The organism is Microseira wollei NIES-4236, assembly GCF_020521235.1.
GTDB classification, from domain to species: Bacteria; Cyanobacteriota; Cyanobacteriia; order Cyanobacteriales; family Aerosakkonemataceae; genus Microseira; species Microseira wollei.
Map to the genome: position 1 here is coordinate 18,561 of NZ_BLAY01000018.1, position 17,292 is coordinate 35,852.

At 43.7% G+C, this 17,292-nt stretch carries 13 protein-coding genes and 1 CRISPR repeat array; of the genes, 3 read left to right on the forward strand and 10 right to left on the reverse strand.

The window, feature by feature from the left end; all coding sequences use genetic code 11:
• Positions 1-208: 208 nt before the first annotated feature.
• The gene (locus MiSe_RS07915; RefSeq protein ID WP_226577127.1) at positions 209-1,207 is read left to right on the forward strand and encodes an N-acetylmuramoyl-L-alanine amidase; all 999 of its coding nucleotides are present in this window, start codon (positions 209-211) and stop codon (positions 1,205-1,207) included.
• 39 nt (positions 1,208-1,246) lie between these two features.
• A CRISPR array of direct repeats spans positions 1,247-7,521; the repeat unit is 37 nt; unit sequence GTTTCAATCCCTAATAGGGATTTGAATTAGTTGCAAC.
• Between the two features lie 252 nt (positions 7,522-7,773).
• On the opposite strand, the gene cas2 is transcribed toward MiSe_RS07915, so the two are convergent.
• The 6 genes from cas2 to modA all read right to left on the reverse strand — a co-directional run bounded on the left by cas2 (position 7,774) and on the right by modA (position 14,174).
• Positions 7,774-8,067 (reverse strand): CRISPR-associated endonuclease Cas2, encoded by a 294-nt coding sequence (gene cas2, locus MiSe_RS07920; RefSeq protein WP_226577246.1) that lies wholly within the window; start codon positions 8,065-8,067, stop codon positions 7,774-7,776.
• A complete protein-coding gene (locus MiSe_RS07925; protein WP_226577130.1) occupies positions 8,057-9,028 on the reverse strand; it encodes an alpha/beta hydrolase in 972 nt (323 codons plus the stop codon). The genes cas2 and MiSe_RS07925 overlap by 11 nt, the downstream gene beginning before the upstream one ends.
• Before the next feature lie 177 nt (positions 9,029-9,205).
• Positions 9,206-10,384, reverse strand: a complete 1,179-nt coding sequence (locus MiSe_RS07930; RefSeq protein WP_226577132.1) for an MFS transporter — start codon at positions 10,382-10,384, stop codon at positions 9,206-9,208.
• Positions 10,385-10,534: 150 nt separating this feature from the next.
• Positions 10,535-12,421, reverse strand: coding sequence for a molybdate ABC transporter permease subunit (gene modB / locus MiSe_RS07935; RefSeq protein ID WP_444980471.1), 1,887 nt, complete (start codon positions 12,419-12,421; stop codon positions 10,535-10,537).
• Between the two features lie 293 nt (positions 12,422-12,714).
• On the reverse strand, positions 12,715-13,359 hold the full coding sequence (locus MiSe_RS07940) for a cysteine dioxygenase family protein (RefSeq protein WP_226577136.1): 645 nt from the start codon (positions 13,357-13,359) through the stop codon (positions 12,715-12,717).
• Positions 13,360-13,373: 14 nt separating this feature from the next.
• Positions 13,374-14,174 (reverse strand): molybdate ABC transporter substrate-binding protein, encoded by an 801-nt coding sequence (gene modA, locus MiSe_RS07945; protein ID WP_226577138.1) that lies wholly within the window; start codon positions 14,172-14,174, stop codon positions 13,374-13,376.
• 139 nt (positions 14,175-14,313) lie between these two features.
• On the opposite strand from modA, the gene MiSe_RS07950 reads away from it, so the two are divergent.
• Both MiSe_RS07950 and MiSe_RS07955 read left to right on the forward strand, forming a co-directional pair.
• On the forward strand, positions 14,314-14,814 hold the full coding sequence (locus MiSe_RS07950; RefSeq protein ID WP_226577140.1) for a TOBE domain-containing protein: 501 nt from the start codon (positions 14,314-14,316) through the stop codon (positions 14,812-14,814).
• 90 nt (positions 14,815-14,904) lie between these two features.
• Positions 14,905-15,114 carry a TOBE domain-containing protein gene (locus MiSe_RS07955; RefSeq protein ID WP_226577141.1) on the forward strand — a complete coding sequence of 70 codons (210 nt, stop codon included), beginning with the start codon at positions 14,905-14,907 and terminating at the stop codon, positions 15,112-15,114.
• Positions 15,115-15,167: 53 nt separating this feature from the next.
• Here the strand turns inward: MiSe_RS07955 and MiSe_RS07960 are convergent, their stop codons facing one another.
• The 4 genes from MiSe_RS07960 to MiSe_RS07975 all read right to left on the reverse strand — a co-directional run bounded on the left by MiSe_RS07960 (position 15,168) and on the right by MiSe_RS07975 (position 17,164).
• The gene (locus MiSe_RS07960) at positions 15,168-15,455 is read right to left on the reverse strand and encodes a FeoA family protein (RefSeq protein WP_226577143.1); all 288 of its coding nucleotides are present in this window, start codon (positions 15,453-15,455) and stop codon (positions 15,168-15,170) included.
• Positions 15,456-15,804: 349 nt separating this feature from the next.
• Entirely contained in the window at positions 15,805-16,152 is a 348-nt protein-coding gene (locus MiSe_RS07965; RefSeq protein WP_226577145.1) for a hypothetical protein, read from the reverse strand.
• Between the two features lie 225 nt (positions 16,153-16,377).
• Positions 16,378-16,680 carry a 2Fe-2S iron-sulfur cluster-binding protein gene (locus MiSe_RS07970; RefSeq protein WP_226577147.1) on the reverse strand — a complete coding sequence of 101 codons (303 nt, stop codon included), beginning with the start codon at positions 16,678-16,680 and terminating at the stop codon, positions 16,378-16,380.
• Positions 16,681-16,792: 112 nt separating this feature from the next.
• A complete protein-coding gene (locus MiSe_RS07975) occupies positions 16,793-17,164 on the reverse strand; it encodes a HesB/IscA family protein (RefSeq protein WP_226577149.1) in 372 nt (123 codons plus the stop codon).
• Between the last annotated feature and the right edge of the window lie 128 nt (positions 17,165-17,292).

Consider the following 17,292-nt stretch of genomic DNA (forward strand, 5'->3'; position numbering starts at 1 on the left):
TTCATTTAAAAACTTTATTTATCCCGATTTGATTGTTAAATTGATACTCAATATATGGATAAATAAAAGCCAGAATTACTCCCCATATTCTAGTTTGGCACCCAGTCAGAAACCCGGTTTCTTTAAGAAACCGGGTTTCTTGCCGTTCAGGTTATGATTGAAATCTATCCTGTTTCAAGGCAATTTCATGTTTAGTTGGGATGCGTTTGTGAAAACTCTAGCCCAAACCCAGATTGAGTTTGAGCGTCTGAAAGTGATTCAGCTAGCTCAAGCGATTCTCGAATCAGGGCGGGGAACATCGGAATTGTACAAACTCCACGCTAACCCCTACGGCATGAAATATCGCCCGGAAATGGCGCAGGTTGCGACTCCCGTCGAGTACACGGCAAGTGATGGTACAGATATCTATTGCAAGTTTGCCAATCTAGAAAATACGGTTAAAGGTTATTGGGTATTTATCGATCGCGCCCCCTACCAAGGTTGGCGACAAAACAACAGCACCCCCGAAGCTTTTATCCGATTTATCGCTTATGCGGGATACATCGGCGGGCCGTTTGACGGTAGCGAAAAAGACAAGGCGCTGAAGGAAGAATACATCGCCAAGGTGTTGCGTCTGGTTTTGGAAGCTCGCCAACTCCTGGAGAAATACCGCATTTGGCGTGCTAAAGGGGTGATGCTGGAAGTCGGTCACGGTCAAGGCGATCCGGGAGTGCCCGGGGTGAATGGCGTCTCGGAGTACGATTTAAACTTCATTGCGGCTCGCGCTGCCAAGGCAACAATTGATGCGGCGGGTGTTCCCTGTGTAATTACGGATGCGGCAGGCAGTCTTTATAACATAGGTAAGCTGGCGGCGGGTCACGATGTGTTCTGTTCGATCCACCACAACAGCGCCACCAGCAGCGCCCAAGGGGCAGAAGTCTTGGTGCATCGCACGAAAACCGATCCGGCGGACTTGCGGTTATCGGCGATTATGAGTGCAGAGATTGCTAAAGAATTGAGTATACGCGATCGCATTGCGGGAGGTCGAGATCCGCGTCAGTCTTTGGAAATCTTAAGCGGCGCAGAAGATACCAACGTCCGCGTTTCTGTCCTGGCGCTGCTGTATTTTATCAGCGTCCGCGTGCCTAACGCCAGAGATTGGAGTAGGCGCGGCGGACAGGCGGTTGGTAGAGCAATTTTAAAATGGCTGCGGGAAACAGCAGGTTGATAATTGTTTTCTGCTTGCGTTGGGATTTTGATAAGTTGCGTTTCAATCCCTAATAGGGATTTGAATTAGTTGCAACTTAGGGCAGCTTGGGAAGAAGCCGGGTGGAAAGCGGCAGGTTTCAATCCCTAATAGGGATTTGAATTAGTTGCAACGCCGCCGCCCTCGTAAATGAACGCGGCAAACCCCAGTGTTTCAATCCCTAATAGGGATTTGAATTAGTTGCAACGGTCTCTCTCATTCAGCAATAGAACGTCAACGGTTGTTTCAATCCCTAATAGGGATTTGAATTAGTTGCAACCGTGCCTCCAGCAATTTTCGGGTTGTGTACAAAAGTTTCAATCCCTAATAGGGATTTGAATTAGTTGCAACCCTGTAGCGCAAGCGTCGGACGCAACTTCATCGAAGTTTCAATCCCTAATAGGGATTTGAATTAGTTGCAACACTTATCCCATTCACTCATGCTGCTGTCAATATTTGTTTCAATCCCTAATAGGGATTTGAATTAGTTGCAACGAGTTGACGTTACTGAGGGGGAATGCCTATCCGCGTTTCAATCCCTAATAGGGATTTGAATTAGTTGCAACGCCTCTGTCCCAGATAAATCCTTAGTCGCATAAAGTTTCAATCCCTAATAGGGATTTGAATTAGTTGCAACTAAGTTTCAGGGTGTATGCACCCTGAAAAACGTGTTTCAATCCCTAATAGGGATTTGAATTAGTTGCAACCGCAGCTGGCGGCACAGGGAGGATTCTCCGACGTGGTTTCAATCCCTAATAGGGATTTGAATTAGTTGCAACCCAAGTCTCTTCCTCCCGTTCAGCGGGTATTAGTTTCAATCCCTAATAGGGATTTGAATTAGTTGCAACAAACGAGAGCAAATACCAGGTTGGTGAATACATTTGTTTCAATCCCTAATAGGGATTTGAATTAGTTGCAACAAACCGAATTTTCGTCCATCTCTACACACAGCGGCGTTTCAATCCCTAATAGGGATTTGAATTAGTTGCAACCCTCGCAGGTGTAGGCGACAACCTGAGTGCCCTCAGTAGTTTCAATCCCTAATAGGGATTTGAATTAGTTGCAACATTTTCCAGCTAGTTCGTCGACCAGATTGAGGAGTTTCAATCCCTAATAGGGATTTGAATTAGTTGCAACACAACTGCTCCGCTACGTATCTCCGATTCTCCTGTGCGTGGTTTCAATCCCTAATAGGGATTTGAATTAGTTGCAACCCAAGTCTCTTCCTCCCGTTCAGCGGGTATTAGTTTCAATCCCTAATAGGGATTTGAATTAGTTGCAACAAACGAGAGCAAATACCAGGTTGGTGAATACATTTGTTTCAATCCCTAATAGGGATTTGAATTAGTTGCAACAAACCGAATTTTCGTCCATCTCTACACACAGCGGCGTTTCAATCCCTAATAGGGATTTGAATTAGTTGCAACCCTCGCAGGTGTAGGCGACAACCTGAGTGCCCTCAGTAGTTTCAATCCCTAATAGGGATTTGAATTAGTTGCAACATTTTCCAGCTAGTTCGTCGACCAGATTGAGGAGTTTCAATCCCTAATAGGGATTTGAATTAGTTGCAACATTTTCTAGCTGGATTCCAAGGTGCAATTTGAGTTGGGTTTCAATCCCTAATAGGGATTTGAATTAGTTGCAACTGCGTGGGTTTGGGTTTTTTCGAGGTGCCATTTTAGCGTTTCAATCCCTAATAGGGATTTGAATTAGTTGCAACCGAAGGCCAAACGCAGAAACCCGGCAGGGAAGGGAAGGTTTCAATCCCTAATAGGGATTTGAATTAGTTGCAACTACTGGGACAACCACCGCCCCGTTTGACAACTCGTTTCAATCCCTAATAGGGATTTGAATTAGTTGCAACCAGATCCGGGTGGGAAGAGGAGTACCCTTCCTACGAAAGTTTCAATCCCTAATAGGGATTTGAATTAGTTGCAACCCCTACGCTTATTTTTCCACTCTTCCTTGCACTGTTTCAATCCCTAATAGGGATTTGAATTAGTTGCAACCGGCTGGCGAGAACGCAAAATCAGGTGACAATAGTGTTTCAATCCCTAATAGGGATTTGAATTAGTTGCAACCCTCCGCGGCTACGTTAGTCAGATGAACGAGTTAGGTTTCAATCCCTAATAGGGATTTGAATTAGTTGCAACAGACGGTGACAATAGTGACAATGGTGACAATCTCTGGTTTCAATCCCTAATAGGGATTTGAATTAGTTGCAACCAAAACGTCCCATCAGAACGCGAAGCGACTGGAAAGTTTCAATCCCTAATAGGGATTTGAATTAGTTGCAACTCGGAGCCGCCCCTGCCACTGCGCCACCCATTGAGTTTCAATCCCTAATAGGGATTTGAATTAGTTGCAACGAAGCCTCCCCACCCCTGGAGGTTTCCATATGTGTAGTTTCAATCCCTAATAGGGATTTGAATTAGTTGCAACCCTCCGCGGCTACGTTAGTCAGATGAACGAGTTAGGTTTCAATCCCTAATAGGGATTTGAATTAGTTGCAACAGACGGTGACAATAGTGACAATGGTGACAATCTCTGGTTTCAATCCCTAATAGGGATTTGAATTAGTTGCAACCAAAACGTCCCATCAGAACGCGAAGCGACTGGAAAGTTTCAATCCCTAATAGGGATTTGAATTAGTTGCAACTCGGAGCCGCCCCTGCCACTGCGCCACCCATTGAGTTTCAATCCCTAATAGGGATTTGAATTAGTTGCAACGAAGCCTCCCCACCCCTGGAGGTTTCCATATGTGTAGTTTCAATCCCTAATAGGGATTTGAATTAGTTGCAACACAGACAGCATAGCGATAGGTTAGGCTTATCTATTGTTTCAATCCCTAATAGGGATTTGAATTAGTTGCAACAAGATACGAGAGTCGCAACAGAATCTGCGAATAAGTTTCAATCCCTAATAGGGATTTGAATTAGTTGCAACTGCTGGGGACAAATTTCTTGCGTCTCCCGACTTTGTTTCAATCCCTAATAGGGATTTGAATTAGTTGCAACCCAACGTGGGAGCGTCAAACGCCGTGGTGTTGACGGCAAGTTTCAATCCCTAATAGGGATTTGAATTAGTTGCAACACTCGTTAACTCGTCGGTAGCAACCTTGTTCAAGGGGTTTCAATCCCTAATAGGGATTTGAATTAGTTGCAACAATTGGGAATAGAGATGCGCTGTCTGTCACAAATGTTTCAATCCCTAATAGGGATTTGAATTAGTTGCAACGCAACCTCGCTGCCTTCCTCCTGGGGCAGCTAGCTTCGCGTTTCAATCCCTAATAGGGATTTGAATTAGTTGCAACGGATTTCCGCCGGTGTTTAGGTAGCCGTGATTGATGTTTCAATCCCTAATAGGGATTTGAATTAGTTGCAACGCAAATGGGTGTACCTACATAAAGGATTAAGCAAGTTTCAATCCCTAATAGGGATTTGAATTAGTTGCAACATTTTTCGCCCTTATATATTTGGCGCTCGTTATTCCCGTTTCAATCCCTAATAGGGATTTGAATTAGTTGCAACTCGAAACCCTTCCTGGGTCAGTGCTTTGGAGAGCAACCGTTTCAATCCCTAATAGGGATTTGAATTAGTTGCAACCCTGCTCCTCGCCCCTGGACATCTCCAGTATGCTTTCAGTTTCAATCCCTAATAGGGATTTGAATTAGTTGCAACTTGATTCCCAGCTTCTGTTGCGGTTCTCGTGTCCTCCAAGTTTCAATCCCTAATAGGGATTTGAATTAGTTGCAACAATGAGCTTTTTTTTCAGGTTGCTACCAAGATAGGCGTTTCAATCCCTAATAGGGATTTGAATTAGTTGCAACTAGGTTACAATCCTATGTAAGGCGTTGCTATCGGGTTGCGTTTCAATCCCTAATAGGGATTTGAATTAGTTGCAACGATGCTTATGCAACACGCACAGGTGTTTTTATTTATGGTTTCAATCCCTAATAGGGATTTGAATTAGTTGCAACCCTCCAGCAATAGAGAAAGAATCTTTCGACGTCAGTTTCAATCCCTAATAGGGATTTGAATTAGTTGCAACCGTGCAACAGAAAAAGGACTGGAAATGGACTATGACGTTTCAATCCCTAATAGGGATTTGAATTAGTTGCAACCAGAGCCGTTATCATCGGACGCCCTGTGCGGCGAAACGTTTCAATCCCTAATAGGGATTTGAATTAGTTGCAACGATTTACGCAATCTTCCCCGGTCAGTTGCCGAGCATGAAGTTTCAATCCCTAATAGGGATTTGAATTAGTTGCAACATGCCAGGAATGGTACGCTCCTTTAATTCCGCTTGGTTTCAATCCCTAATAGGGATTTTGATTAGTTGCAACATTTGTGATGCGGCTTTAGTGGATATTTGTGGAAGGTTTCAATCCCTAATAGGGATTTTGATTAGTTGCAACCCTCCCAACACTGCGCCAATTAGCCGAAGAAGTCTGCGGTTTCAATCCCTAATAGGGATTTTGATTAGTTGCAACATCCGATGCAGATTGAACACGTCAGGCGAACATGGTTTCAATCCCTAATAGGGATTTTGATTAGTTGCAACTGTTTGTGTTCGGGCTTTATTTCCCTTACTCTTTTATAATGTTTCAATCCCTAATAGGGATTTTGATTAGTTGCAACTTGTAGCTCCAACAGCTGTGTCGACCTATAAAAAGTTTCAATCCCTAATAGGGATTTTGATTAGTTGCAACATCGCAGAGCAAACGCTCTGTGCCATTTGCCCAAAGTTTCAATCCCTAATAGGGATTTTGATTAGTTGCAACCAAGTGAGTTCAGCTTTCTGTAAACACTATTTAAGTTTCAATCCCTAATAGGGATTTTGATTAGTTGCAACTTTGAGGCCGAATCCCTGCAAAGGAAAGAAGCTTACGTTTCAATCCCTAATAGGGATTTTGATTAGTTGCAACTTACCTGCCAGTAAGCCAGGAGGGGTGGAATCTCGTTTCAATCCCTAATAGGGATTTTGATTAGTTGCAACCCAAATGTCCGGATTAATCGTTGAAGGAATTTAGATGTTTCAATCCCTAATAGGGATTTTGATTAGTTGCAACAAAAGTCTCCGGATACAATGGCGAATACCCATCGAACGAAGTTTCAATCCCTAATAGGGATTTTGATTAGTTGCAACCCATACAGCCTCACTGTTGTTTGTTTGTTTGAACGTTTCAATCCCTAATAGGGATTTTGATTAGTTGCAACTCTATCGTCAACCAGGTAGTTTGTATGTACGACAAGTTTCAATCCCTAATAGGGATTTTGATTAGTTGCAACGTTCGACGAATCCCTCCACTCCACAAAAAACCCTGTTTCAATCCCTAATAGGGATTTTGATTAGTTGCAACGTGAATAGCCGTCTTCAATGCTCCTAGACTTTGCAGGTTTCAATCCCTAATAGGGATTTTGATTAGTTGCAACCAGTGAGATTGAGGTGAATATGTAGAACCTGCGGGTTTCAATCCCTAATAGGGATTTTGATTAGTTGCAACATTTCGGCAGGTAAGAGATGCTCTTGTCCAGGGGAGTTTCAATCCCTAATAGGGATTTTGATTAGTTGCAACTCTACAGGTGCGGTTGTAGCTGAAGTAGAGAGTTTCAATCCCTAATAGGGATTTTGATTAGTTGCAACGCACAAAAAGTTAAGGAGCGCGCTTTTCAGGATGGTTTCAATCCCTAATAGGGATTTTGATTAGTTGCAACGAAAGAGGCAACACTCCTGGACGCCAGTGGACTAACGTTTCAATCCCTAATAGGGATTTTGATTAGTTGCAACTCCTGGGGGACAGGGTGGTAGTGGAAGGAAGGCTGTTTCAATCCCTAATAGGGATTTTGATTAGTTGCAACTATGCGTTTGACACTGGCAGGTTTTCCTGCGTAAAGTTTCAATCCCTAATAGGGATTTTGATTAGTTGCAACATTAGCCGCGGTTAAGCAAGCAGCCCTGGAAGAGGGTTTCAATCCCTAATAGGGATTTTGATTAGTTGCAACCCCAACAGCCAGCGGTGTTGGAAGGGAACCTCCAGTGTTTCAATCCCTAATAGGGATTTTGATTAGTTGCAACAGACGCAGAAACCCCAGGCGCCGAACATCACAAAAGAGTTTCAATCCCTAATAGGGATTTTGATTAGTTGCAACCAGGAATTGCTTCCATGGTCGCTTATGCGCATGAGCGTTTCAATCCCTAATAGGGATTTTGATTAGTTGCAACGCGCATCTTCTCTAGTTTTATGGCACCTTGTTGTGTTTCAATCCCTAATAGGGATTTTGATTAGTTGCAACTGTTTAGCGCTGAAAAGCTTACTGTATTTAGCTTTCGAGGTTCAGTTCCGAGGATCGCTAGTTGAAGTACCATTTCAGGGTTTGGCTGGCGAAGCTCACCTAATAATAGTATCGCTAAAACCCAAGCCAGTCAAGCATTTGGAGAATTCCGAGGCTCGTTTTTGGCAGCGAGGGAAGTCAAAGCTTTGCCGGGTGGGAGTTTCAGACAAAAAATTTAATTCCCCGTTTCCTACACCTACCGATCCTCGGCTTTTAGGCAAAAAACACCGTCGTATCCAGAAGTTGCTCGCCGCCGATGCGCTCAACCTTACCTTGACAGCAGGCGCAGAGAAATAGAAACGCATATCCGGGGTGGTGTTGGAAGGTGGCGGTGTAGACCTTACCTTGACAGCAGGCGCAGATAAAATAGAAATGGATGCTGTCTTCATCGGGTTTAATCAGTTTGCTCAGGCGTGCCTTTAATTTAGCATACTGAGTTGGCTTCTGTTCGCACTCAAACAGGGAATACTGCATCCATCCATAAGAGTTGAGCGCTTTATCGACGATCTTTCAAATGAGTATCAAAAAATTTCAGCATCATATCGATATATTTGGGGGCAAAATATTCGCCTTTATCTCCACCAAAATAATGGCCTCGTTTTGGTTCTTGAATAAAAGTAACCTCAACACCTTTCGCTTGCAAAGCTTTCACTAATAACTCACTTTGACTTAAGGGGACAATATCATCTAAGGCACCATGAGCAATTAAAAAGGGCGGATCTTGGGTATCAATATGAGTAATAGGGTTAGCCAAGGTTGCTAATTTAAGCTTTTTGGATACCGCGCCGCCTAGCAATCGATTTGTCACCTTTGTATAATGATACCAAGGTCGTTGTTTGTATTTTTCAAGAGCAGGTGTATAAGGTTGCTCAAAAGCGGGGGGAACTTTGGTAAAATCTGTTGGCCCATAGAAGTTAACAACGGCTTGGATTCGGCTAGAAAATTGGGGATTTTTGGGATTTCCTTCCAGTTCTTTGACCCCCGCTGAGGTTGCTAATAAAGCACTCAAATGACCCCCGGCAGATTCACCCCAAGCTCCAATTTTATCCTGGTTTAAATTATATCGATCGGCATTTTGTTTTAACCAGCGAACGGCGGTTTTAACGTCTTGGATTTGAGCGGGAAAAAGTGCGCGATCGCTGAATCTATAGTTAATACAAGCTAAGGCATATCCTCGCCCCATAAATTTCTGCATTCCTTGCCGTTTTTGAATGTTTTTTAGACATAAATCCTTACTTCCTGCCACCCACCCGCCCCCGTGTATATAAATCAGAACGGGCAAGGGTTGAGATGACTTTTCCTCAGGTACAAACAAATCTAAAAGAAGTTTTTGTTTTCCTTGTTTAGTTTCATAGCTGCTATATTCAAGGTCTTTGTAGGTGGCGATTTTGGTTGGGCGATCGCATCCAGAAACCAATAATAAAATAGCTAACCCTAAATTGAACAAGCAAGAATGTTTTGAAATCATAGAAGAAAGTAAGTGCTAATGGCTAATTGCTAATTGTCAGGACTTACGCAGTGGATGGTGCGTTGCGCTATCGAAGAGAGCACCCTACATATAGGATGGTGCCGGACTCTGCTGGCAGAGAGTACCCTACATATAGAAACTTTGCGTAAGTCCCGATTATATTTTTACCATTAGCGATTAGTCATTAGCAACTCTTTTGCTAACCAACAACAGCACGGGAATTGCAGCGAGTTGCATCGCGATGGAAAAGACGATGACAAAGTTAATTTCAACATCGTAAAAAAGTCCCATTACAGCACTGCCTAAAAACCAAGCGACGCCGTAACCCGTATTAAAAATGGCAAAAGCAGAACCTCTTCTATCCATCGGCACCATTCCCGCTACTGCTGCTTTCATGATAGATTCTTGCGCTCCCATTCCGATACCCCATAAGGTCATTCCTAGTACAGCCATCGGCAAGTTGCCTAAGAAGACTAAAGGGGCAAATAAAGCAGAAATTAGGGCAGCGATCGCTAGCACAGATATGCCTTTTGTGTCAAACATTTTGCCGCAGATTAGGGCGGCGATCGCATCGACTCCCATCGCCAAAGCATACAGTAAAGGAATCTGAGTTTCAGGAATAACTGCACTTTTTTGCAAGTGAAAAGCAATCAAGGGAAAATCTGCATAACCCGCTGCAATTAATGCTACCGCACCTAAATAAATCCAATAGATGGGAGGGAGTCCTTCCCCTTTTAATTCAATCTTGGTGGTTTCAAATTCATGGGGATTGGGATAAACTCGCGACAGCACCACAAGTACTATTAAACCAACTATCGCCGGGATTGCCAAAATCGCAAAACCCCCCCGATATCCTTGTTGGAAAAATAGCATTGCTGCTACAGCTAATGGCCCCATTGTTGCACCAAGTTGATCCAACGCTTCGTGCAGTCCAAAACCAAAACCCCGTCCTACTCTGATTGCTGCATGGGAAAGCAATACATCGCGGGGAGGGGTGCGAATCGCTTTTCCCGTGCGTTCTGCTATCATCAATCCGGCGGCAATTTCCCACCTTCCTGCTAATGCTAAAAGCGGTACGACGGCGGTATTTATGAAATAACCTAATGTGGTAATTGCCCAATATTTGCCAGTTTTGTCGCTCAGATAACCGATAACTATACGCAACCCATACCCAATTAACTCACCCAAGCCTGCTACCAGCCCCACGACAGCCCCGCTAGCGCCCAAAACCCCTAAATAAGCCCCCGTGATGCTTCGCGCGCCTTCGTAGGTCATATCGGCGCAAAGGCTGACAATTCCTAGAAAGATGACAAATTTTAGGGCTGAAGAGCGGGAATTAGTGGTTGTTTTTGTCATAGTTTTTAGCACGCTCCTATCATAAGTATGACTGACGCAAAGAAACCGGGTTTCTCTGAAAAATCTTTGCTTTGGAAATCAAAGATATACACAGGAACCCGGTTTCTAGGATCGTCCTGCATAAGTTTTGATAAGTTTGTAGTGAGGACTTCAGTCGTCATTGACAACAGCAGAACTAAAGTCCTGAATACAAACGGAATGAATTGGTCTGGAATCGGACATCAAAAACAACTTTAACGGATGAAGTTGAATTAACCAAGGAAACTCACGTTCTTTTAAAATCTCCCATTTTTCTTTAAAAACTTCGGCTTGCAGGTGGTAATCTTGGGGACTTTTGGGTAAAGAATTCAACTTCAGATATAAAGTGATGCGGTGCTGGGTTTCGCTTGTTTGAACCAACCAACAGGGAAAGGTGTTTTCCCTGATTGGAGAGTTGGTAAAAATTAATTGGTGGGCGCGAATACCAATGTAGGAAAGCGCTTCTGGAATTGGTTCAACAACCTGCAAGTCGCAGTCCCAATCAATTGCTTCTACACGCCCAGATGGGGTAACTTTAGCGCGAGAAAAGTTTTTGCATCCGGTCAATTGTGCGACGCGGAATGTGTGAGGATGCTCGAAAATGTTTTGTTTCGCGTCGGATGCGATCGCCACCCCGTTATCCACCACCAACAAGTTCTCGCACACCCGATACGCTTCCTCTAAATTGTGCGTCACAAACAACGTCACGCCGGGATAATTATCTAATACAGAAATCAATTGCATCTCCAATTGACTCCGCAAATAAGTATCGAGTGCGGAAAAGGGTTCATCTAACAATAAAACTTCCGGTTCGCTAGCTAAAGTACGCGCCAAAGCTACCCGCTGTTGTTCTCCGCCAGAGAGTTGATGCGGGTAGCGATCGCTAAACCCCTGCAATTGTACCTTCGCCAGTTGCGCTTCTACCTGCTGCTTAATCGCATTCTTAGAAGTCCCCTTGGGTAAACCAAAGGCGATATTTTGCGCCACGGTTAGATGGGGGAACAAAGCATAATTCTGAAACAAGAAACCAACGCGGCGAGATCTAGGCGGTAAATTAATCCCTGCTTCAGAATCAAACAACACCCGCCCATTTAACACTATTCGCCCTTTATCCGGCGTTTCAATCCCCGCGATGCAGCGCAGAATCGTGCTTTTCCCCGATCCAGATGCGCCCAGTAGTCCTAGCGGGAGATCGCTACTACTAAAAGCCACATTTAACTTAAAATCATTCAGTTGCTTTTCAATATCTACAAATAGTCCAGAATTGGTAATTGGTAATTGGTAATTGGTAATTGGTAATTGATTCTTTTCCTCTGCTCCCCTGCTCCTCTGCTCCCCTGCTCCTCTGCTCCCCTCCCTCCCTGCTTTCTTGTCTACCCAAAAATTAACCGCAGTAATTGCAGAAAGAGTAATTCCTACAATTAGTAACACCCATATCCAAGCTTCATGCACCGCCCCCCCTTCTACTGCGAAATAAATCGCCATCGGGAGAGTCTGAGTTTCTCCGGGAATATTCCCCGCTAACATTAACGTCGCGCCAAATTCACCCAAAGCACGACAAAAAGCGAGAATGCTTCCCGCCACAAGACCCGGTAAAGCTAAAGGCAAACTAATCCGCCAAAAAACCGTTCCGTCAGTAGCACCTAAAGTTTTCGCCGCTCGCAAAAGATTGCCATCAATTTGTTCAAAAGCTCCCAATGCAGTGCGATACATCAAAGGAAAAGCGACAACTGTAGCCGTAATTACAGCCGCATACCAAGTAAAAACAATATTGATATTTAGTTCCAGCAATAGTTTTCCAAAAGGGCCATTTTTCCCAAACAACAAAAGCAATAAAAAACCCACAACCGTGGGCGGTAAAATCAAGGGAGCGACAAAAATTCCTTCTATTAAAGATTTCGCTTTACCTCGATATCCCCACATCCAATAAGCGGCGGCTATCCCCAAAAAGAAAGTCATCAAGGTAGCTAGAGAAGCCGTTTTTAAAGAAATCCATAATGGGGAAAAATCTTGAGGTATTTGCATAACTTTACTTCAATTATTCATAGTTATCCTCTTCGCACCAAGCTTATCAGATTTTACTAATTCCTGCAATTTGGAATCACCCATCTATAGAGGTAAAGCAGGGGCATGAGGTACACCGAAGGTTTGTGTAGCGGCACCCTTAAGGGTGCCGCTACACAAACGAAGCCTTAAGGCTTTTCTTCAGTCGCTTGCAATCCAATTGTAAAATGCCGTCTCCCTACAGGCAGAAATTTATTTTTGGACTTATTTCTGGACACCAATCCCTGCATCCGCGTCAAAAATCCGGATTAATAATTCTTCGCCGTCGCCTTAAGCAAATCGAACTCAAATCGCTTTGACATACTTGCCTCGCCATAAATATTAAAAGTAATCGTCGGTTCATCTCCAACTGCTTCAATACTGTGAATCGCATCGGGAGTGAAACTAATAATATCTCCTTCTTTTAAAATCTTTTCTCCCACTCGGTCAATTTTAGCCGGAAAATCCGGATGATTCGTGCGCCGCCAAAAAGTATTTTTTTCCTGTCCTTTCATCACCGCCACGACTCCCCAAGTGCCGTGATTGTGAATTGGAGATACGCTTCCTGGCGACAAGGTTACCGTTTGCACCGTTAAAGGATAACCGATTTCATCGTATAAAATCATCACCGAAACTCCGGTTTCGGGGTCAGGTTTTAGATATTGAGTTTGCACCCAGTAAGAATTCAAGACTAGCTGGCGGACTAACTTGCGAATTGCTGGTAAGCAAATGGTTTCATCGATTGCTTGATTCAGGATATCTTCTTCGTTAGCTATCAACTGATTCAAGACATCTTCCACCTCGGTTAGAAAGCGGTAAAATCGATAATTATCCCGGATTAATTCCCAGGGTCTAACCGATTCGCAGGGTTGACATTTTCCGTCATCTGTTACTAGCCAATCCTGACCTTTCATAAATATTTGCACCTCTAACTCGCCATACCAAATCCGTATTTTTCAAAGATGCTGCTAGCGCGGCGATCGCTTGCCAAAAATTGCGCGTATTCTCTCGCTGCCGCCGCATTTCGACTCGCACTCAGCACCGCCATCGGATAAACAACGGGAGAATGTAAGTTTTGAGCTGCTGTTTCCACCACTCTTACCCGATCTGATAATCTGGCATCTGTAGCGTATACAACACCTGCATCTGCATTGCCGCTTTCCACCGCAGCTAGAACATTACGGACGCTATTACCTAGTACAAATTTTGGTCTGACTTGTTCTAAAATCCCCAAATTCCTCAAGATTTCTTCAGCATATTGTCCGGCGGGTACGGTTCGGGGTTCGCCAATCGCAATTCTCCTGACGTTAGCCGCCGTTAAGCCGCGAAAATTGGCGATTCCCGTCGAATTTTTCGGCACAATCAAAACAACGCGGTTCGTTAGCAAATTGCGCCGCGTACCTTGTAGTAACAGATTCTTTTGCTGCAATGCATCCATTTGCTTATTAGCAGCCGAAATAAAAATATCTGCGGGTGCGCCGTTTTCAATTTGTTGCTGCAAAGCACCCGACGCGCCGAAGTTATATCGAATCGTCACATTTGGTTTTGCTTGTCGATAAACGGGTGCAATTTCTTCCAGGGTTTCTTTTAAACTGGCAGCAGCAGATACCAGCACAGTCGGGTTAGTTTGTGCCGCTACAGGCGATGGAGTTATTAACTTGATGCCGATTGCTAAAATCAAAGCAGTAAATATCCAGCCTAAAAAAGCAAGAAGGCGTTTTTTTGTCATTTTAGTCACAAAAAATAGTTAAACTTTGTGCGTGCGTCCCTTGCGCGTGCGGTCGGCATATCGCTACTGACCCCGCCCTGGTTGGTATGATGTTACCAACCAAATTAGAGTACCATACCAACTTAGTTGGTAAATAGCTATGCCGAGAAAAAGTCAAGGATGGATTACATTTCAGTCCTCCCCAGAGGAACAAATGATTTTAGAACAGTATTGCCAAAAGTCTCAACGCTCAAAAACCGAGGTACTGCGGGAGCTAATTCGCAATTTGGATCGGCAGTGGGAGGAAGCATCCGAGCAACTTCCTGATGCGGGTGAAACAAAACCCACACCCGAAATATTAAAGAATCACCAGTGGGAGGAAGCATCCGAGCAACTTCCCGATGCGGGTGAAACAAAACCCGCACCTGGGGTATTAAACCATCACCTTCTAAGCATCAGCGCCCGAAACACGCTCTGGGGTAAGGTGAAACAGGTGGTGCTGGGAGATATCAATGCAGAAGTTATTGTGGAGATTGCGCCTTTTGTGGAAATTGTAGCGGTGATTACAAAATCTTCAGTGCAGCGGTTCGCAGTCAGTCCTCAAAAGGAAGTTTGCGTGGTGATTAAGTCTTCTGATGTGATGATTGCCGTCGAAATGTAATTAAAGCTACAAATTTTTATAGGTTTTGGCTAATAGAGTAAAACCTGCTACGATTACTCAGATAGAAATTTTGCATGATGAGGAGTAGGTATGAAAATTAGCGCTCGTAATGCCCTCAAAGGTACAGTCAAGAAAGTGACGCCCGGTTCTGTCAATACTGAAGTCACCATAGAAATTGCGCCCGGAGTTGAAGTCGTTAGCATCATCACTAAAGCTTCAGCAGATCAAATGGGAATTGCAGAAGGCGCAGAGGTTTTCGCAGTCATCAAGTCATCTGACGTGATGGTTGCAGTCGATTAATAACGCTTTGTTTCGAGTGTAGTTTTTTAGCAATAGCTGAAACTACACTCTGGTTATTTAGTATGGGTAAGACGGACGCAAATCGCACGCGCCATTGCTTGGTCGAGTTCCCAGCGGCGATGTCCATCTGTGATGATGAAGGTGTGCGATTGGGCGAAGCGGATCGCCCTTTGGGCGAATCGCATCTCTAAAATTATCGCCATTCCGGGTTTAATTCCCATGGCAGTAAGTTTCTTAATAGTTGTTTCGTCCGTATTGCTAAAGCGAGTCACAATCCCTTGCTCTCCAGGATTGAGTAACTCTAGCGAGGAAAGACAAACCGTAAAACCTTGAGTTAACATTTAGAACGCTCCTTTTCGGCAACTATTGCCACTCCTGACCAACAGTAAACTCTTGGTTTAATTATGAAAGATAATCTCAACTTAACCTGTCTATTAAGATACAGTTTTGCTAGAAATTTGCAACTGTTTTGACGATTAGTTATTTATGTTTATTTTTGTATATAAGTAAAAAAAACATGTAATCAGCCCCTGAAGTAAGTTATATCATGTCAGGCGCGCCAAGTTGTGCATAATGAATGGTGTTGTAGGGGCGGGTTTTACGAGAGATATTTGCCAGAAGCGCAATGGGTAAATAAACCCGCCCCTCTTATGCAACCGGATAGGACGCAATCTAAATTGAATAACCCGCTTAATCTTCCTGAGTTGCGATCCAGTGTAACTCCAACCAAAAGCGGGAATCTTCCTGCTTAATCTTCGACATGGGGTCGCGTAACAGATGCGTAGCATTGACAATAACTACATCCATTAGTCCCATGTTTTCTGCTACTTCTCTGAGTATCCCTCGCTGTACTTGTAAAGCAGGGCATAGGTAGCTAGGGCTATAAACAACAATGTAGTGAAGGCGTCTGCCAAGTCGTTTGACGTAAAACTCGACAACCTTAACATAACATCGGTGCAGCTGCCTTCCGACTCGCGGGTAAATGCGATCGACGACTTGCGTGAATTCTTTTGCTAGCTGTTCTTCGCTAATCATCATTATGAAACCTTTTCCTGTATCATAGGACACTATTTTTAATTTACCATATATTTTAGTTAATAATTATTGCGTTCGTAGTCAGGAATTTAGTCGTTATTTTGGCAAGCAATCTAATAATTAAAATAAAAAAATCCCTACTAGAAGCTGTAGCAGTTTATCAAGCTACGACTCCTATAGGGATATAAGACCAGCCATTTAAATCAAAAAATTGGAACAGTGAATGCTTTATACAAGATAAGCTTCTTGGTGAGTGCGAATCGTCACATCAGAGCGAGGATAAGTAACGCAAAGCAGAGCAAATCCCTTAGCCATTTGCTCCTCATCCAGGAAATTTTGATCGGATTGATCGATTTCCCCTTCAACAACTTTACCGACGCAGCTGGAACAAGAACCCGAACGACAAGACGATGGTAAATCGATATCTGCTTCCTCAGCAGCATCAAAGATATAAGTATCTTCAGGAACATCAATTACAACATCGAGATTACGCTTTTTATTTTGCAGGCGCACTTTGTAAGTTGTAGTCATTGTTGTATCCTCCAACAAAATTACGTGTTCTTTTACAAAAACAGTCACTTGTGTAGGGGCGGATTTTACCAACCATCTATTGTTATCAAACCGCCCCGTCAGTTGTCCTTAACTAACTGCAAGGCACACCTGCGGGCGTGCAATCTCCTACTTTAAAGGACTTGCCACAGCCACAGGTATCAGTTGCATTCGGGTTGGTAAACTTAAATCCTGACTCGACTAACCCATCCACAAAATCGATTACCATGCCTTCGATTAAGGGTGCGCTTTCGCGGTCAATAAAAAACAGCACTTTATCTTCATTTTCAACCACCAAATCATCAGGTTTTGGAGTGCTAGTTATTTCCATTTTGTATTCGTAACCGCTGCAACCCCCATCAGCTACTGCCAGTCTTACACCCTTTTGCGTTCCATCTTGATTGCTACTGCCGCGCAGGAAGGTGCGAATACGAAATGCTGCAACTTCAGTTAACTTAACAGTCATGAATCCTCCTAAATTTGGTGATTGGTGATTGGTGATTGCTAATGGCTAATTGCTAATTGCTAATTGCTAATTGCTGAATGCAATTTTGTGAGCTGGATGGCTGCTAAACTTTTACTATTAGCCATTAG